The sequence below is a fragment of the Aeromonas sp. FDAARGOS 1402 genome (assembly GCF_019046925.1).
In the GTDB taxonomy this organism is placed as follows: Bacteria; Pseudomonadota; Gammaproteobacteria; order Enterobacterales; family Aeromonadaceae; genus Aeromonas; species Aeromonas caviae.
In genome coordinates, this window is the sequence record NZ_CP077201.1 from 1,428,411 (window position 1) to 1,445,000 (window position 16,590).

Here is a 16,590-nt window from a genome sequence, read left to right on the forward strand (position 1 = left end):
CCATGGCCGATTACCAACCCATCAGCTGTGACCTGTACGACTGGCTGGAGATCGCCGCCAGCTGGCAACTGCCCGTCACGATCACCGACCGGGATGGACGAACCTGGGCGGACAGGATCCGCACCATAGAAGCCAGCGACGGAGTGGAATATCTGCTGCTGGAGCGCGCTGAGCGCCTCAGCCTGGCGGACCTGGGGACCCTGGAACTCGTCTGGCAAGGGGAAGAAAAGCGGATCCACTTCGCCCCACCCCGCAGCCAATGAATAGCAAGAGGGCCAACCTGATCAGGTTGGCCCTCTTCGTTTGACGCTCAGACTCCCTGCCCGTCGCCACTCAACTTGCCAGCGCCGCCATCACATAGACGTCGAAGCGGTTGCTCTTGGTCTCGATGGCCATGCTGGGCTTGTGCTCGTTGAGCCAGCCCGCATAGTCGGGCCGCTTCACCACCACCCGCTTGTCAGCCATCCTGAGCGCCGCCGGCAGCAGGGCATCCGCGTCGAGATCCGCCCCCACCAGGGACTGGAACACCCGCATCTCTTTTTTCACCAGCGCCGACTTCTGCTTGTGGGGGAACATGGGATCCAGGTAGATGACCTCCGGCCGCTCGGTCAGCGCCAGCAGGGTCTCCACCGCCGGGCCTTGCAGCAGTTGCATCCGCTCGCGCACCCAGGGGCCTATCTCGGGATCCTGCCCCGCCCGGGTCAGACCGTCCTGGAGCAGGGCCGCCACCACGGGGCTGCGCTCGATCAGGGTCACCTTGCAGCCGAGGGAGGCGAGCACGAAGGCATCGCGCCCGAGCCCGGCGGTGGCATCCACCACGGTCGGCATGGCTCCCGACTTCAATCCCACCGCCTTGGCGATGGACTGGCCGCGCCCGCCACCGAACTTGCGCCTATGGGCCACCGCCCCTTCCACGAAGTCCACATAGACGGCCCCCAGCTTGGGTTCGTCCAGCTTGCGCAGCTCCAACCGCGATTCGGTCAGCACCAGGGCGAAGGGAGCGGGAAACGCCACGTCGGCAAGGCGCTGGCGCAGGGCGTCGAGCTCGCCATCGCGGGCGGGCACTTCACTGAAAACCTGAATATGGGGCATAACATGGACTCATCACGGCGCAGAAGCCGGCATGATAGCAGAAGCGGGGGGTCAGCTCACCGTGGTCAGATTCGCCAAGTTCATTCCCTGACGGTTGAGACTCAGGTACTCGGTCAGATCGTCGAAGGGCAGCGGGCGGCTGAGCAGATACCCCTGGGTGAAGGCGCACCCCTTCTGGCAGAGGAAGTTGAGCTGCTCCCGGGTCTCCACCCCTTCGATCACCACCTGCATGCCGAGGTTGTGCACGATGTTGATGATGCCGTCGAGCAGCAGGCGGTCCTGCTCGTTGAAGGGAATATGGCGCACGAAGGAGCGATCGATCTTCACCAAATCCACCGGGAAGGTACGCAGGTAGTTCAGTGCCGAGTAGCCGGTGCCGAAGTCGTCGATGGCCAGCTTGCAGCCCGCCTCGCGCAGAGCATCGATCCGCACCCTGTGCTGATCGCTGGTCTCCATCAGCAGAGATTCGGTGATCTCGATGATGATGTCCGCCGGATCCAGCTCGAAGTGGCGGATCACCCTGAGCCACTCGTTGGCCTCCGGGTCTATAGTCTGGAACTCCAGGGTGGAGCGGTTGATGGACATCTGCAGATCCGGGAAGCCGGACTGCTGCAATCTGGCCAGATCCCGGCAAGACTGCCACAGCACCAGGGCACCCAGCCCCTGGATGAGCCCCGCCTCTTCCGCCAGCGGGATGAAATCCGCCGGTGAGACCTGACCCCAGTGGGGGTGATACCAGCGCACCAGGGCCTCCAGCTTGGCGACCCGGCCGCTGCGGTTGTCCCAGATGGGCTGGTAGGCCATGGTCAGCTGGCCCAGCTTGATGGCCTCCGCCAGATCGTGCTGCATCTGGTGGCGCTGGCTCACCTCTTCCCGCATGGAGGCGTTGTAGGTGCCGAGGGGGCGTCCCTGGCGCTTGGCGACGAACAGGGCCTGCTCGGCATTGCGCAAGAGCTCGTCGCTGTCGCCGCCGTCATTGGGACAGAGGGTGATCCCCAGGGTGGCGGTCACATAGAGGTGCTGGTTGGCCAGCATGAAGGGACGGGCAAAGCCGCCGATCACCTGCTTGGCAAATACCTCGGCCTGACGGCGGTTGACGATACCGGGCACCAGGAAGGCAAACTCGTCACCGCCGATGCGGGCCACCAGGTCCTCGGTGCGCACCCGGCTCACCAGCCGATCCGATACTTCCCGCAGCAGGGCGTCGCCCACATGGTGATCCATGCTGTTGTTGACCGCCTTGAAGTTGTTGAGGTCGAGCACCATGAGGGCGAAGCGCTCCCCCCGCTCGCAGAAGCGGGCCAGACAGCGACCGAACAGCCAGCGGTTGGGCAGGCCGGTGAGGTTGTCGTAGTTGGCCTGGGCGGCGATCTTCTGCTCCGCCAGCTTGGTCTGGGAAAGATCGCTGAAGATGGCGATGTACTGACTGATCTTGCCCCCTTCCCGCACGGCGCTGATCATCAGCTGCTGGGGATAAAGCTTGCCGTTCTTGCGCTTGTTCCACACCTCCCCACGCCAGATCCCCACCCGCTCCAGGGCGTGGTACATGTCCGCATAGAAGGTCTGATCGTGCAGTCCGGACTTGAGCATGCTGGGCCGCTGGCCACACGCCTCCTCCTCGCTGTAACCGGTGATCTTCTCGAAGGCCGGATTGACCGAGATGATGCGACTGTCGGCATCGCACACCAGAATGGCTTCGGAGAGGTTGTCATAGACCCGGTGGGAGAGCTTGAGCTGCTCCGCATGGCGCCTGATGGGATCGATGTTCTCCAGCACCACCATGAGATAGTCGGGGTGCATCTGCTCGTTGCGGATCAGGGTCACCGTCACCCGTCCCCACAGGACGGTCCCATCCCGATGGAGATAACGCTTCTCCTGGGTAAACGCGGGACGCTCTCCCCGCTTGAGGGCGTCGTAGAGCGCAATGCTGGTCTGCCAGTCGTCCGGATGGTTGATTTCGGCGACGGTGAGCTGTTGCAGCTCCTCCTGGCTGTAGCCGAGCATCTTCTCGATGGCTGGGTTCGCCCAGAGGATCTTGCCGCCCAGATCCACCTTGCCGATGCCCACGGGCGCATGGGACATCATGGTGTCCAGGAAGTGGTGATGTTCCGGTTGCGCCGGCTGCTCCTGGCTCTGGCGCTGCTGATACATCAGCGCCAGCTCACGACCGGCGAGCGGGGCCAGCAGACGCAGCAGGCCCACTATCTTCTCCATTCTCGGCATGGCCCGCTTGAACATGACGCTGCACAGGCCGATGGTCTCTCCCTCGGCGTTCTTGAGCGCGACGCCGGCATAGGCTCTCACCTCGCAGCGCTCCAGCACGGCAGCGTGGGGGAACAGCTGGCGGGTGCGATCACTGAACCAGGCTTCACCCTGTTGCATGGCGATCTCGCCCGGAGTGTCGGCGAGGGGGAAGCTGTAGGAGTTGATGTCGAGGGAGACGGGATAGGCGGCATGCACGGTAAAGAACAGACCCGCTTGATCCTTGCCGGACACCAGGACGAAGTCAGCCCCCACCGCGTTGGCGATTTCACTCACAAAGGCATCAAAATATCCCTGACCACTCGAATGAGACAGGCTGGAGATGATTTGATAGACAGACTCGAGTGCTCGCCTCATGGCAAGGTTCTTTCTCTCCCTGGAAGGTAGAACCCGACTCTACTGAAGAGGCGGGGACAGTGCAAACATGCACTCCGCAAGATATTAAAAAGGCTTGGAAAAAGGGACCAAAAGGTCCCTTTTTCTATCAAAAATCACGTTTCGATCCCACTATGCCGCAAATGTGTACCTGCTTGAAGCTCCCGCAGTGGCGCGGCAGCTCATCCAATCGAGGCTCACTGTGGCGGCGGGACCTCACGCGGCGATACCGCTGTGACGCAGCAGCGCATCCACCTGGGGCTCCCGGCCACGGAAGGCACGGAACAGCTCCATCGGCTCCCTGGAACCGCCCTTTTCCAGAATGTTCTTCAGGAAGGAGTGGCCCGTGGCCGGGTTGAAGATCCCCTCCTCCTCGAAGCGGGAGAAGGCGTCGGCAGAGAGTACCTCGGCCCACTTGTAGCTGTAGTAGCCCGCCGCGTAGCCGCCCGCGAAGATGTGGGAGAAGCTGTGCTGGAAGCGGTTGAACGCCGGAGGCGTCATCACGGCGACCTGGCTGCGCACCTCATCCAGCAGCGCAGGGATCTGATCCGCTCTGGTCGGGTCAAAGGTCTGGTGCAGACGGAAGTCGAACAGGGCGAACTCCAGCTGGCGCAGCATCTGCATCGCCGCCTGGAAGTTGCGGGCGGTCAGCATCTTCTCCAGCAGATCGGCGGGCAGCGGCTCCCCGGTCTCGTAATGGCCGGAGATGAAGGCCAGCGCCTCGGATTCCCAGCACCAGTTCTCGAGGAACTGGCTCGGCAGCTCCACCGCATCCCAGGCCACGCCGTTGATGCCGGCCACGCCGGCCACATCGATGCGGGTCAGCATGTGGTGAATGCCGTGGCCGAACTCGTGGAACAGGGTGACCACTTCGTTGTGGGTAAACAGGGCAGGCTTGCCGTCTACCGGGCCGTTGAAGTTGCAGGTCAGGTAGGCCACCGGCTTTTGCAGGGAGCCGTCCTGACGGTAGCGGCGACCCAGGCAGACATCCATCCAGGCGCCGCCCTGCTTGTGCTCGCGGGCGTAGAGATCCAGGTAGAAGCTGCCGCGCAGCTCGTCATCGTCGTCAAAGATGTCGTAGAAGCGCACATCCGGGTGCCAGGTGTCGATGCCGAGACGCTCGCGCACCTTCATGCCGAACACCCGCTTGACCACCTCGAACAGCCCCTTCACGACCCGACCAGCGGGGAAATAAGGACGCAACTGCTCATCAGAGACCGAAAACTTGTGCTGTTTGAGCTTTTCTGCGTAATAGGCAAGATCCCAGGCCGCCAGTTCGTCCTGACCGTGCTGCTCGGCGGCAAAGGCGCGGATCTCTTCGAGCTCCGCCTTGCCTTGGGGCAGGGACTTGGCAGCCAGGTCGGTGAGGAAGTCCACCACCTGCTCCGGCTTGTCCGCCATCTTGGTCGCGAGGGAGAGCTCGGCATAGTTGGCAAAGCCCAGCAGTCGGGCCAGCTCCCGGCGCAGGGTGAGCAACTCGGTCATGATGGCGGAGTTGTCCCACTTGCCGGCGTTGGGGCCCTGGTCGGAGGCGCGGGTGGTGAAGGCCTCATACAGCTCGGCACGCAGGGCGCGGCTGTCGGCATACATCATCACCGGCAGATAGGAGGGGATGTCCAGGGTGAACAGCCACCCCTCCTTGCCCTTGAGTTCGGCCATCTGGCGCGCGGCAGCCTGGGCGCTCGCGGGCAGACCAGCCAGCTCGGCCTCGTCGGTCACCAGCTTGTGCCAGCCCTGGGTCGCGTCCAGCACGTTGTTGCTGAAACGGGAGGCGAGCTCCGAGAGGCGGGCCTGGATCTCGCCGTAGCGCTGCTGCGCCTCGGCAGGCAGACCGATGCCGGAGAGGCGAAAATCGCGCAGGGTGTTCAGGATCTCCTTGCACTGGGCATCATCCAGCCGGGGGAAATCATCGCTCTCGGAGAGGGCCAGATAGGCTTGATAGAGCCCTTCATGCTGACCGACATAGGTCTGGAATTCGGACAGCAGCGGCAGGCAGGCATCGTGAGCCGCCCTCAGCGCCTCGCTGTTCTGCACGGCGTTGAGGTGGCTGATGGGGGACCAGATCCGGGAGAGGCGGTCGTTGACCTCTTCCAGCGGGGCGATCAGGCTGTCCCAGGTGTGAGGCTCCTTCTGGGCCAGCACGTCCTCAATCTTCTGTTTGCAATCGGCGATGGCCTGCGTCACGGCAGGTTGCACCTGATCGGGCTGGATCTGGCTGAAGGGAGGCAGCGAGTCCATTGTCAGCAAAGGGTTAGTCATCTGCGGTACCTCTAAATGCTCTGCAGCCCCTGCCGTCCAGAAGCCTGCTTGGACCATCTAAGATGTAGGCAGAAACCCCATTTATCAAGCCTTTGCCGCCAAGAGACGGGCTTGTTGCCCACTTTTTCAGGCATTTTGTTCATAAAACCAGCACCTCATCTGCCAGAGACGACAATGCCGGCCCGAGGGCCGGCATTGTGAGGGCATGGACACTCCCCGCCTCAGCGTCGGGCGTCCTCTTTCAACCACTGGGCGACCCGCTTGGCGAAGTAGGTGAGGATGCCATCGGCCCCGGCCCGCTTGAAGCAGAGCAGGGATTCCATCACGCACTCTTTCTCCTTGAGCCAGCCATTCTGGATCGCCGCCATGTGCATGGCGTACTCGCCGCTCACCTGATAGGCGAAGGTCGGCACGCCGAACTGATCCTTCACCCGGCGGATGATATCCAGGTAGGGCATGCCCGGCTTGACCATCACGCTGTCCGCCCCTTCGGCGATGTCGAGGGCCACCTCGTGCAGGGCTTCGTTGCCGTTGGCCGGGTCCATCTGGTAGGTGGCCTTGTTGCTCTTGCCGAGGTTGGCGGCGGAGCCCACCGCATCGCGGAACGGGCCGTAGTAGTGGGAGGCGTACTTGGCGGAGTAGGCCATGATCTGCACGTTGACGAAGCCATTCTCCTCCAGCGCCGCGCGGATGGCACCGATGCGGCCGTCCATCATGTCGGACGGTGCCACCATGTCGGCCCCGGCGGCGGCATGGGAGAGCGCCTGCTTCACCAGGATCTCGGTGGTGATGTCGTTCTGCACATAGCCTTCGTCATCGATGATGCCGTCCTGGCCATGGGTGGTGAAGGGGTCGAGCGCCACATCGGTGATGACCCCGAGCTCCGGGAAGCGAGCCTTGAGGGCACGGGTCGCCCGCTGGGCCAGGGCATCCGGGTTGTAAGCCTCTTCCGCCATCAGACTCTTTCTCTCCAGCGGCGTCACCGGGAACAGGGCCACCGCCGGCACACCCAGGGCCACCAGTTCGGCGGCCTCTTCGAGCAGCAGATCGATGGAGAGCCTGTCCACCCCCGGCATGGAGGCAACGGCCTCTCGCTGACCCTCCCCCTCCAGCACGAACACGGGATAGATGAGATCGTCGACGGTCAGTACGTTCTCGCGCACCAGGCGGCGGCTGAAGTCATGTTTGCGCACCCGGCGCAGGCGACGGCCCGGGAAGGCCCCCGGAAGAGTTGTGGCCATGAATCACTCCAAAAGCGGAAGTTGGAAGAATGCGGCGGAGGTGGCCCGGGTATGGGCCAGCAAGGCCTCGGGCGCTTCACCACGGCAGGCCGCCACCACCTGGGCGATGTGCGGCAAAAAAGCGGGTTCGTTGCGTTTGGGCCTGGGTTTCAGATCCCGCGGCACCAGGTAGGGGGCGTCCGTCTCTATCATCAGGCGACCCGCCGGAATGCGGGCCACCTGCTCGCGCAGCAGCTGGCCACGGCGCTCGTCACAGAGCCAGCCGGTCACCCCGATATGCAGCCCCAGCGCCAGGCACTCGTCCAGCTCGGCGTCGGAGCCGGTGAAGCAGTGCAGCACGGCCCCCGGCAGGCGGGGCAACCAGGGGCGCAGGATCTCGACGAATTTGTCATGGGCATCGCGGCAGTGCAGAAACACCGGCATCCCGAGCTCGGCGGCGAGCGCCAGCTGGGCGTCAAACACCGCATCCTGCACCGGGCGGGGGGAGAAGTCCCGGTTGTAGTCGAGACCGCACTCGCCGATGGCCACCACCTGGGGCAGGGCCGCCAGTTCGCGCAGGGCGGGCAGGGTCGCCTCATTGACGCTTTTGGCATCATGGGGATGTACCCCGGCGGTGGAGAAGCAGTAACCGGGCCAGCGGGCGGCCAATGCGGCACTTTCGCGGCTGCCGGCCAGATCGGTGCCGGTCAGGATCAGGGCTTCCACCCCGGCGGCGCGCGCGCGTTCCACCAGGTCGGCCTGTTCGCCTGCGAACTGGCTGCTGGTCAGGTTCAAACCGATGTCGATCATGGAGTCAGGGGTTCCGGACAAACGAGGTGCATATCAGGCATTTGAAAACCATCTACTCAATGGGGCCTTACCATACGCCTCGAACGGATGCATGAAAAGAGGAAGGGAGCCTCAGCTCCCCTCTTCCGTTTGTTGCTGCTCCTCGTCCTCTTTCTTCACGTAGAAGCGGGCGAAGAACAGACCTATCTCCCACAGGCCCCACATGGGGATCGCGAGCAGGGTCTGGGAGAAAACATCGGGCGGCGTCAGCAACATGCCGACCACGAAGACCCCGACGATGACGTAGGGGCGCTTCTCCTTCAGGCTCCTAGGGGTGGTCACCCCGGTCCAGCAGAGCAGTATGGTGGCCACCGGGATCTCGAACGCCACCCCGAACGCGAAGAACAGGGTCAGCACGAAGTCCAGGTAGCTGGCGATGTCGGTCGCCACCGTCACCCCGGCGGGGGCGGTACTGGTGAAGAAGCCGAACACCAGGGGGAACACCACGTAGTAGGCGAACGCCATCCCCGCGTAGAACAGCACGGCGCTGGAGGCCACCAGGGGCAGGATCAGCCGCCGTTCGTGCTGGTACAGACCAGGGGCGATGAAGGCCCAGGCCTGGTAGAGCAGATAGGGGATCGCCACGAAGAAGGAGACCACCAGGGTCAGCTTGATGGGCGTGATGAAGGGCGTCGCCACATCCGTCGCTATCATGCTGGTCCCTTCAGGCAGCTGGCTGAGCAGCGGCCGGGCCACGAAATCGTAGATGTCGTTGGAGAAATAGATGAGCGCGATGAACACCAGCAGGATGGCGGAGATGGCGCGCAGCAGACGGGTTCTCAGCTCCACCAGATGGCTGATGAGGGGTTGTTCTGCCTGACTCATGGCTTCACCTCCCCTTTGGCTGCGGACTCGCTGGCGGGCACAGGCTCGCTCTCTCGCTGACTGTTGACCGCTGGCACCTCTGGGGTCGCGGGCACCGAGGCCGCCACCGGAGTGGCTGGCTCAGCCCGGGCGGGCTCCCGAGGCGGGCGGATCTCGTTCTCCCCCTGATAGGGACGATTCACCGACTGGGCGGCCGCTTTCAACTGCTCGATGGACTCCTGTAGCTCGGGGCTCAGGTTGTTCATCTGCAGCCGTTCGGCCTTCTTCAGGTCGTTGTGCAGATCCTGCAACTTGAGCTCCTGTTCCAGCTCGGCCTTGACCGAGTTGGCGGTGCTGCGGATCAGCCTTATCCAGTGGCTGGCGGTGCGGATCGCGACCGGCAACCGCTCGGGACCCAGCACCACCAGGGCGACGACGCCGATGACGACCAGTTCCCAAAAACCGATGTCGAACATGGCTTAGGCCTGATCTTTGTCTTTCTGCTTGGCGGCTTCGGCGTTGCTGGCCGTCTCGTTCAACTGCTTGGTCGGGAACTCGGCATCTTTCTGCTCGGGTTTGGTGTCGGCCGGCTCATCGGAGAGCGCCTTCTTGAACCCCTTGACCGCCGCGCCCAGATCGCCGCCGATACCGCGCAATTTCTTGGTGCCGAACAACAGCACGACGATGACTGCGATGATCAACAACTGCCAAATACTGATACCACCCATGACTTTCTCTCCGGATAGGCGCCCGATGGCGCAGGTTATTTAATGGGAACGGGTTCGCAACCAACCCAGCAGCCAGCATAACCCGGCGCCGGCGAGGCTGATTTGTCCCCACTCAATGTGTTGTTTCTGGGTCAGCAAGAATACACCCGCGAGCAGCAGGCTGGCTCCAACCCCTAAGAGGTAGCGGGCCTGCCCCTGACGGCGACTGTGGCGACGGAAATCGGCAAACATCTGGTCGAAGTGGTGCTGCTGATGGCGGGCCTGACGCAGGGTCTCATAGACCAGCTCCGGCAGCTCCGGCAGTTTCTCCGCCCAGAACGGCGCCTTCTCCTTGATGGCATTCCACACCGCCTTGGGGCCGACCTGCTCGTGCATCCAGTTTTCCAGATAGGGCTTGGCGGTCTGCCACAAATCCAGCTGGGGATAGAGCTGGCGACCCAGCCCTTCCACATAGAGCAGGGTCTTTTGCAGCAGCACCAGCTGCGGCTGCACCTGCATGTTGAAGCGACGGGCGGTGTTGAACAGATTGAGCAGCACGTGGCCGAAGGAGATCTCGGAGAGCGGTTTCTCGAAGATGGGCTCCAGCACGGTGCGGATGGCGAACTCGAACTCGTCCACCTTGGTATCGGGCGGTACCCAGCCAGACTCCACGTGCAGCTCGGCCACACGGCGGTAGTCGCGGTTGAAGAAGGCGAGGAAGTTCTCCGCCAGGTAGCGCTTGTCTTCCCGGTTGAGGGTGCCAACGATGCCGCAGTCGATGCCGATCCAGAGCGGATTCTCGGGGTGTTCGAAAGAGACGAAGATGTTGCCCGGGTGCATGTCGGCGTGGAAGAAGCTGTCGCGGAACACCTGGGTGAAGAACACCTCCACTCCGCGCTCGGCCAGCAGCTTCATGTTGGTGCCGTTGGCCTCAAGGGCGGCAATGTCGGAAACCGGAATGCCGTAGATGCGCTCCATCACCAGCACCTGCTCACGGCAGTGCTCGGTGAACACCTCGGGCACGTAGAGCGCCTCGGAGCCGGTGAAGTTGCGGCGCAGCTGGATGGCGTTGGCCGCTTCGCGCATCAGGTTGAGCTCGTCGAGTATGGTCTTGCGATACTCCTCCACCACCTCGACGGGGCGCAGTCGGCCACTCTGGGGCACGAAACGGGCCACCAGACGAGCCAGGGCCTGCATCAGGCGCAGGTCGGCCTCGATGACCGGCTCGATATCGGGACGGATCACCTTGATGACGATCTCGCGGCCGTTCTCCTTCAACCGGGCGGTGTGCACCTGGGCGATGGAGGCGGATGCCAGCGGCGTCTCGTCGAACTCATCGAACAGGGTCTCGACGGGGCAACCCAGGCTCTCTTCTATCTGGCGACGGGCGGCCTGACCACAGAAGGGAGGCACCCTGTCCTGCAGCAGGGCCAGCTCTTCGGCAATGTCGGGGGGCAGCAGGTCTCGGCGGGTCGAGAGCATCTGGCCGAACTTGATGAAGATGGGGCCCAGGGCCTCGAAGGCGAGGCGAATACGGGCGCCACGGCTCATGCCTTGTTGCTTGTTCTTGAGCCAGAACAGACTGCGACGGGCCAGACGGCCAGGCCAGGGCTGATAACGGGCGGGCACCAGCTCGTCGATGCCCTGTTCCAGCAGGATGCTGACGATGCGATAGAGGCGTTTGAACTCCTTCGGGGTCATCAGCTCACCTGCTGTTCGAGGCGGGCAAGCCGCAACTCGATCGCTTTCATCTGTTGGGCCAGCTCTTCGACATCGTCATTGAAGCTCGCCACTTCCAGCGGACCCGGGGCAAGCCTCGCCTCCTCGGTCAGATACTCAGCCACTTGACGCTGGGAACGGCACAACTCTCGCCCCACAAAACGGCGAGCCTGACGGGCACCACTGCACAGGGTGTGGGCCACCACATCGCCGGTGTAGCGGGACAGCTCCTCTTCCCAGTCGATATCGAGCTCGCCAAGCAGGGCGCTGAATGCCTGCACCAGCTGGGGGTCACCGCTCAGGTCCAGCTTCTCCTCGCGGATATAGCGGGTCAGGGCGGAAGGCTCCTTGAGCAGGCCGAGGGCAGTCAGGGAGAGGCTCAGCACCGCATCCGCCTCCCCTTCAAACCTGGCCAGCACATCCAGACGGCGCTCTGAGAAGACAAACCAGAGCGGCTTGAGTTCGCGCAGCTCCAGTTTGAGTACCTTGCCCGTCAGCTTGCGCAACCGCTCCGGGCTCTGTTTGTCCAGGGCCAGCAACTGGTTGAGGCTGGTTTCGATCACCGCTGTGACCATGGCATCCATCGGCATAGGCGACCTTAAAACTTGTAACCGCGGTGCAGGGCGACCACGCCCTGGGTCAGGTTGTAGAACTCCACCTGCTCGAACCCGACCTGCTCCATCATGCCCGCCAGGGTCTGCTGATCCGGGTGCATGCGGATGGATTCCGCCAGGTATTTGTAGCTTTCGCTGTCGTTTGCGACGATTTCGCCCATTTTCGGCAGCAATTTGAAGGAGTAGAGATCATAAAGCTTGGCGATCACTTCGCTCACCGGCTTGGAGAACTCCAGCACCAGCAGGCGGCCACCCGGCTTGAGCACCCGGAACATGGAGGCAAGCGCCTTGTCCTTGTCGGTCACGTTGCGCAGGCCGAAGCCGATGGTGATGACGTCGAAATGGTTGTCAGGGAACGGGAGCGCCTCGGCATTGGCCTGTACGTAGGAGACGTTGTTGGCTACCCCCAGGTTGCGCAGTTTGTCGCGGCCCACTTTCAGCATGGAGTCGTTGATGTCCGCCAGGACCACCTGGCCGGTCTCACCCACGATGCGGGAGAACTTGGCGGTCAAATCCCCTGTGCCGCCAGCCAGATCCAGCACCTTCTGTCCTTTGCGGACACCGGAGCAGTCGATGGTAAAGCGCTTCCAGAGGCGATGGATGCCGAACGACATCAGATCGTTCATCAGATCATACTTGGCCGCTACCGAATGAAAGACACCGGCGACCAGGGTTTCCTTCTCGGTCGCTGCCACGGTTTTATAGCCAAAATGCGTAGTAGTAGTCTGTTCCGACATCCCTCAAATACCCATAGAGCAAAGAATGGCCGCCAGTTTACCAGAGCCGATGGCGTGCGGACACCTCAAACCCGGCTTGTGACCAACTGCATCCCCAGCACGACCATGGCCAGACAGAGGAACAGATTGAGACCAATATTGAGCAGTGCCTTCAGATAGGCCCCTTGCTGGGCCAGCACGACCGTATCGAGGGCAAAGGAGGAGAAGGTGGTCAGGGCACCGAGGACACCCACCATCAGCAATGGCTTCATCGGGTGTTCCACCACGTGACCATGGCTGATCAGGGCATAGGCAATCCCCATGATGAAGGAACCCACCACGTTGACCACCAGGGTGCCATAGGGAAAGTGGCGTCCCAGCAGCCATGCCATCAGCTCGGCGATGCCAAAGCGCAGGCAGGCACCTAAGGCGCCCCCGACAGCGACAAATAACCAGGTTTGCATCAAGCGGTCTCCAAGATTGTCAGGTTGGCATTATGCAAAATCTCGACAGCAGGGGACAGCCGGGCAATTAATCGACCCGGCAAGACCCTAGCGGCGAAAGTCTACCCGTTCTGGATTCACAAGATGGAGGGTCGTCTCGGCCGGGCGAGTATCGGCGATGACTCTGCCATGACGGATGGAATAACGTACCGGCACTTGGCGGCGCACCGCATCGAAACCATTCTCTGCAGGAAGGATCAGCAGATTGGCGGGCTTGCCCACCTCGATGCCGTAGCGATCCTGCACGTTCAGGGTGCGGGCACTGTGACAGCTGATCAGCTTGAGACTGTCGTTGATCTGTTCGTAGCCCATGATCTGGCAGACATGCAGCCCCATATGCAGCACCTGCAACATGTTGGCCGTGCCCATGGGATACCAGGGATCGAACACGTCGTCGTGGCCGAAGCAGACGTTGATGTTGGCCTCCAGCATCTCCTTCACCCGGGTGATGCCACGACGCTTGGGATAGGTATCGAAGCGCCCCTGCAGGTGAATGTTCACCAGCGGATTGGCGACGAAGTTGATGTCCGCCATCCTGAGCAGCCTGAATAGCCGCGACGCATAGGCTCCGTTGTAGGAGTGCATGGCGGTGGTGTGGCTGGCGGTTACCCTATGGCCAATATCGCGCTCGTAGGCCAGGGTTGCCAGTGTCTCGATAAAACGGGACTGTTCGTCATCGATTTCGTCGCAATGCACATCCACCAGAACCTGATATTTCTCCGCAAGATCGAAGACGTAGTGCAGACTTTCGACCCCGTACTCCCGGGTAAACTCGAAATGGGGGATGGCACCGATCACGTCGGCCCCCAGCTTGAGAGCCTCTTCCAGCAATGCCTTGCCGTTGGGGTAGGAGAGGATCCCCTCCTGTGGGAAGGCCACTATCTGCAGCTCCACCCACTCCTTCATCTCCTCCCGCACCTCCAGCATCGCCTTCAAGGCGACCAGATTGGGGTCGGAAACATCCACGTGAGTCCGCACGAACTGGATGCCGTTGGCAATCTGCCATTTCAGTGTCTGGATGGCGCGTTGTTTCACATCCTCATGGGTCAGCAGCGCCTTGCGCTCGGCCCAACGCTCGATCCCCTCGAACAGGGTGCCGGAGAGGTTCCAGCTCGGTTCACCGGCCGTCTGGGTGGTATCAAGATGGATGTGAGGCTCGATAAAGGGGGCGATGGCGAGACCCTCCTCACCATCAAGCTCATGGGCTGCGAGCAGAGGGGTGCTCATGGGCTCGATGGCCCGGATCACGCCTCCCTGACAGAGGATTTGCCACATCCCTTCCCTGCCCGCCAGACGCACATTCCTAATCAGCATGTTCTTCCCCTTCGAAAGCGTAGTTGTCTTTGCCAATCCACAACTTAGCCCGGATCCCTTTAATAGAGAAGCGCCGCCCGGAAAGCATACGGGATAGAAAGGGAAGATATGTCAGCAACAAGAAGGTGCGACATTGCAGGACTGCAATTTGCGATGGATGGCCGAAAGGCAGATACAAAAAAGCCTCCCGATTGGGAGGCTTTCTCATTTAATGGTGCTGATACCCAGAATCGAACTGGGGACCTCATCCTTACCAAGGATGCGCTCTACCGACTGAGCCATATCAGCACACTAACCGGTAAAGACCACGCTCAATGCGTAATCTAAAATTGGGTGCCTGGCAGTGTCCTACTCTCGCATGGCGAATGCCACACTACCATCGGCGCTACAGCGTTTCACTTCTGAGTTCGGCATGGGGTCAGGTGGTTCCACTGCGCTATTGCCGCCAGGCAAATTCTTCAATCTCGGAAAGCTGACGTGAATAACGACTTTGCTAGCTGCTTGTCATTATCACTGAATTTGAGTAGTTCGTTCTATTTGCTACAAGCCTTAGAACACTTCTTGGGTGTTGTATGGTTAAGCCTCACGGGTAATTAGTATGGGTTAGCTCAACGTATCGCTACGCTTACACACCCCACCTATCAACGTTGTGGTCTCCAACGGCCCTTTAGGACCCTCAAGGGGTCAGGGATGACTCATCTCAGGGCTCGCTTCCCGCTTAGATGCTTTCAGCGGTTATCGATTCCGAACTTAGCTACCGGGCAGTGCCACTGGCGTGACAACCCGAACACCAGAGGTTCGTTCACTCCGGTCCTCTCGTACTAGGAGCAACTCCCTTCAATCATCCAACGCCCACGGCAGATAGGGACCGAACTGTCTCACGACGTTCTGAACCCAGCTCGCGTACCACTTTAAATGGCGAACAGCCATACCCTTGGGACCGACTTCAGCCCCAGGATGTGATGAGCCGACATCGAGGTGCCAAACACCGCCGTCGATATGAACTCTTGGGCGGTATCAGCCTGTTATCCCCGGAGTACCTTTTATCCGTTGAGCGATGGCCCTTCCATTCAGAACCACCGGATCACTATGACCTACTTTCGTACCTGCTCGACCTGTCCGTCTCGCAGTTAAGCTGGCTTATGCCATTGCACTAACCTCCTGATGTCCGACCAGGATTAGCCAACCTTCGTGCTCCTCCGTTACTCTTTGGGAGGAGACCGCCCCAGTCAAACTACCCACCAGGCACTGTCCGCGAGCCCGATTCAGGGCCCTGCGTTAGAACATCAAACATACAAGGGTGGTATTTCAAGGACGGCTCCAGCGCAACTGGCGTCACGCCTTCAAAGCCTCCCACCTATCCTACACATGTAGGTTCAATGTTCAGTGCCAAGCTGTAGTAAAGGTTCACGGGGTCTTTCCGTCTAGCCGCGGGTACACCGCATCTTCACGGCGAATTCGATTTCACTGAGTCTCGGGTGGAGACAGCATGGCCATGGTTACACCATTCGTGCAGGTCGGAACTTACCCGACAAGGAATTTCGCTACCTTAGGACCGTTATAGTTACGGCCGCCGTTTACCGGGGCTTCGATCAAGAGCTTCGCTTGCGCTAACCCCATCAATTAACCTTCCGGCACCGGGCAGGTGTCACACCCTATACGTCCACTTTCGTGTTTGCAGAGTGCTGTGTTTTTGATAAACAGTCCCAGCCATCTGGTCACTGCGACTCCCGTCAGCTCCATCCGCAAGGGACTTCACCAACAAGAGCGTACCTTCTCCCGAAGTTACGGTACTATTTTGCCTAGTTCCTTCACCCGAGTTCTCTCAAGCGCCTTGGTATTCTCTACCCGACCACCTGTGTCGGTTTGGGGTACGATGACTTGTAATCTGAAGCTTAGAGGCTTTTCCTGGAAGCAGGGCATCAATGGCTTCCGCACCGTGGTGCGTTCGTCTCGTGTCTCAGTGTTGTGTCTCCGGATTTGCCTAGAAACACCACCTACGCACTTTCACCAGGACAACCGTCGCCTGGCCCACCTAGCCTTCTCCGTCCCCCCATCGCAATTACAAGTCGTGCAGGAATATTAACCTGCTTCCCATCGATTACGCCTTTCGGCCTCACCTTAGGGGTCGACTCACCCTGCCCCGATTAACGTTG

General features: G+C 61.2%; 14 protein-coding genes, 1 tRNA gene and 2 rRNA genes (1 of these 17 cut by a window edge). 1 reads left to right on the plus strand and 16 read right to left on the minus strand.

Annotated elements, in window-relative coordinates; genetic code table 11:
* The first annotated feature begins 2 nt into the window (after positions 1-2).
* Positions 3-263, plus strand: coding sequence for a Rho-binding antiterminator (locus I6L32_RS06830; protein ID WP_043155408.1), 261 nt, complete (start codon positions 3-5; stop codon positions 261-263).
* 70 nt (positions 264-333) lie between these two features.
* Here the strand turns inward: I6L32_RS06830 and I6L32_RS06835 are convergent, their stop codons facing one another.
* The 16 genes from I6L32_RS06835 to I6L32_RS06910 form a co-directional block, all read right to left on the minus strand.
* A complete protein-coding gene (locus I6L32_RS06835) occupies positions 334-1,083 on the minus strand; it encodes a class I SAM-dependent methyltransferase (RefSeq protein ID WP_029313422.1) in 750 nt (249 codons plus the stop codon).
* A 60-nt stretch (positions 1,084-1,143) separates the two neighbouring features.
* Positions 1,144-3,711 (minus strand): bifunctional diguanylate cyclase/phosphodiesterase, encoded by a 2,568-nt coding sequence (locus I6L32_RS06840; protein ID WP_216944857.1) that lies wholly within the window; start codon positions 3,709-3,711, stop codon positions 1,144-1,146.
* A 234-nt stretch (positions 3,712-3,945) separates the two neighbouring features.
* Complete coding sequence (prlC, locus tag I6L32_RS06845; RefSeq protein WP_216944858.1) at positions 3,946-5,988, minus strand: oligopeptidase A; 2,043 nt, start codon at positions 5,986-5,988, stop codon at positions 3,946-3,948.
* A 221-nt stretch (positions 5,989-6,209) separates the two neighbouring features.
* Positions 6,210-7,229, minus strand: coding sequence for a porphobilinogen synthase (gene hemB, locus I6L32_RS06850; RefSeq protein WP_039041081.1), 1,020 nt, complete (start codon positions 7,227-7,229; stop codon positions 6,210-6,212).
* A 3-nt stretch (positions 7,230-7,232) separates the two neighbouring features.
* Positions 7,233-8,018 (minus strand): TatD family hydrolase, encoded by a 786-nt coding sequence (locus I6L32_RS06855; protein WP_049636359.1) that lies wholly within the window; start codon positions 8,016-8,018, stop codon positions 7,233-7,235.
* 111 nt (positions 8,019-8,129) lie between these two features.
* Positions 8,130-8,882, minus strand: a complete 753-nt coding sequence (gene tatC, locus I6L32_RS06860) for a twin-arginine translocase subunit TatC (protein WP_216944859.1) — start codon at positions 8,880-8,882, stop codon at positions 8,130-8,132.
* On the minus strand, positions 8,879-9,337 hold the full coding sequence (gene tatB / locus I6L32_RS06865; protein WP_216944860.1) for a Sec-independent protein translocase protein TatB: 459 nt from the start codon (positions 9,335-9,337) through the stop codon (positions 8,879-8,881). The genes tatC and tatB overlap by 4 nt, the downstream gene beginning before the upstream one ends.
* A 3-nt stretch (positions 9,338-9,340) precedes the next feature.
* On the minus strand, positions 9,341-9,589 hold the full coding sequence (gene tatA / locus I6L32_RS06870) for a Sec-independent protein translocase subunit TatA (RefSeq protein ID WP_010672358.1): 249 nt from the start codon (positions 9,587-9,589) through the stop codon (positions 9,341-9,343).
* Between the two features lie 39 nt (positions 9,590-9,628).
* Positions 9,629-11,269 (minus strand): ubiquinone biosynthesis regulatory protein kinase UbiB, encoded by a 1,641-nt coding sequence (ubiB, locus tag I6L32_RS06875; protein ID WP_042879057.1) that lies wholly within the window; start codon positions 11,267-11,269, stop codon positions 9,629-9,631.
* Positions 11,269-11,877, minus strand: coding sequence for an SCP2 domain-containing protein (locus tag I6L32_RS06880; protein ID WP_029313421.1), 609 nt, complete (start codon positions 11,875-11,877; stop codon positions 11,269-11,271). Before I6L32_RS06880 ends, ubiB begins: the two co-directional genes overlap by 1 nt.
* Before the next feature lie 8 nt (positions 11,878-11,885).
* Positions 11,886-12,638 (minus strand): bifunctional demethylmenaquinone methyltransferase/2-methoxy-6-polyprenyl-1,4-benzoquinol methylase UbiE, encoded by a 753-nt coding sequence (gene ubiE / locus I6L32_RS06885; protein ID WP_010672355.1) that lies wholly within the window; start codon positions 12,636-12,638, stop codon positions 11,886-11,888.
* Between the two features lie 65 nt (positions 12,639-12,703).
* A complete protein-coding gene (crcB, locus tag I6L32_RS06890; protein WP_216944861.1) occupies positions 12,704-13,081 on the minus strand; it encodes a fluoride efflux transporter CrcB in 378 nt (125 codons plus the stop codon).
* A gap of 87 nt (positions 13,082-13,168) precedes the next feature.
* Positions 13,169-14,434 (minus strand): cytosine deaminase, encoded by a 1,266-nt coding sequence (locus I6L32_RS06895; protein WP_216944862.1) that lies wholly within the window; start codon positions 14,432-14,434, stop codon positions 13,169-13,171.
* A gap of 212 nt (positions 14,435-14,646) precedes the next feature.
* Positions 14,647-14,722: transfer RNA gene (locus tag I6L32_RS06900), tRNA-Thr, on the minus strand.
* 47 nt (positions 14,723-14,769) lie between these two features.
* Positions 14,770-14,884, minus strand: a 5S ribosomal RNA gene (gene rrf / locus I6L32_RS06905).
* 122 nt (positions 14,885-15,006) lie between these two features.
* Positions 15,007-16,590, minus strand: a 23S ribosomal RNA gene (locus I6L32_RS06910) (it continues 1,305 nt past the right edge of the window).

Bases quoted from the DNA above. Each gene is read 5' to 3' on its own strand.
- tatB (WP_216944860.1), bottom strand. From the start codon at position 9,337: ATGTTCGACATCGGTTTTTGGGAACTGGTCGTCATCGGCGTCGTCGCC.
- tatC (WP_216944859.1), bottom strand. From the start codon at position 8,882: ATGAGTCAGGCAGAACAACCCCTCATCAGCCATCTGGTGGAGCTGAGA.
- tatA (WP_010672358.1), bottom strand. From the start codon at position 9,589: ATGGGTGGTATCAGTATTTGGCAGTTGTTGATCATCGCAGTCATCGTC.
- I6L32_RS06830 (WP_043155408.1), top strand. From the start codon at position 3: ATGGCCGATTACCAACCCATCAGCTGTGACCTGTACGACTGGCTGGAG.
- I6L32_RS06895 (WP_216944862.1), bottom strand. From the start codon at position 14,434: ATGCTGATTAGGAATGTGCGTCTGGCGGGCAGGGAAGGGATGTGGCAA.
- crcB (WP_216944861.1), bottom strand. From the start codon at position 13,081: ATGCAAACCTGGTTATTTGTCGCTGTCGGGGGCGCCTTAGGTGCCTGC.
- ubiE (WP_010672355.1), bottom strand. From the start codon at position 12,638: ATGTCGGAACAGACTACTACTACGCATTTTGGCTATAAAACCGTGGCA.
- I6L32_RS06855 (WP_049636359.1), bottom strand. From the start codon at position 8,018: ATGATCGACATCGGTTTGAACCTGACCAGCAGCCAGTTCGCAGGCGAA.
- hemB (WP_039041081.1), bottom strand. From the start codon at position 7,229: ATGGCCACAACTCTTCCGGGGGCCTTCCCGGGCCGTCGCCTGCGCCGG.
- I6L32_RS06840 (WP_216944857.1), bottom strand. From the start codon at position 3,711: ATGAGGCGAGCACTCGAGTCTGTCTATCAAATCATCTCCAGCCTGTCT.
- prlC (WP_216944858.1), bottom strand. From the start codon at position 5,988: ATGACTAACCCTTTGCTGACAATGGACTCGCTGCCTCCCTTCAGCCAG.
- ubiB (WP_042879057.1), bottom strand. From the start codon at position 11,269: ATGACCCCGAAGGAGTTCAAACGCCTCTATCGCATCGTCAGCATCCTG.
- I6L32_RS06880 (WP_029313421.1), bottom strand. From the start codon at position 11,877: ATGCCGATGGATGCCATGGTCACAGCGGTGATCGAAACCAGCCTCAAC.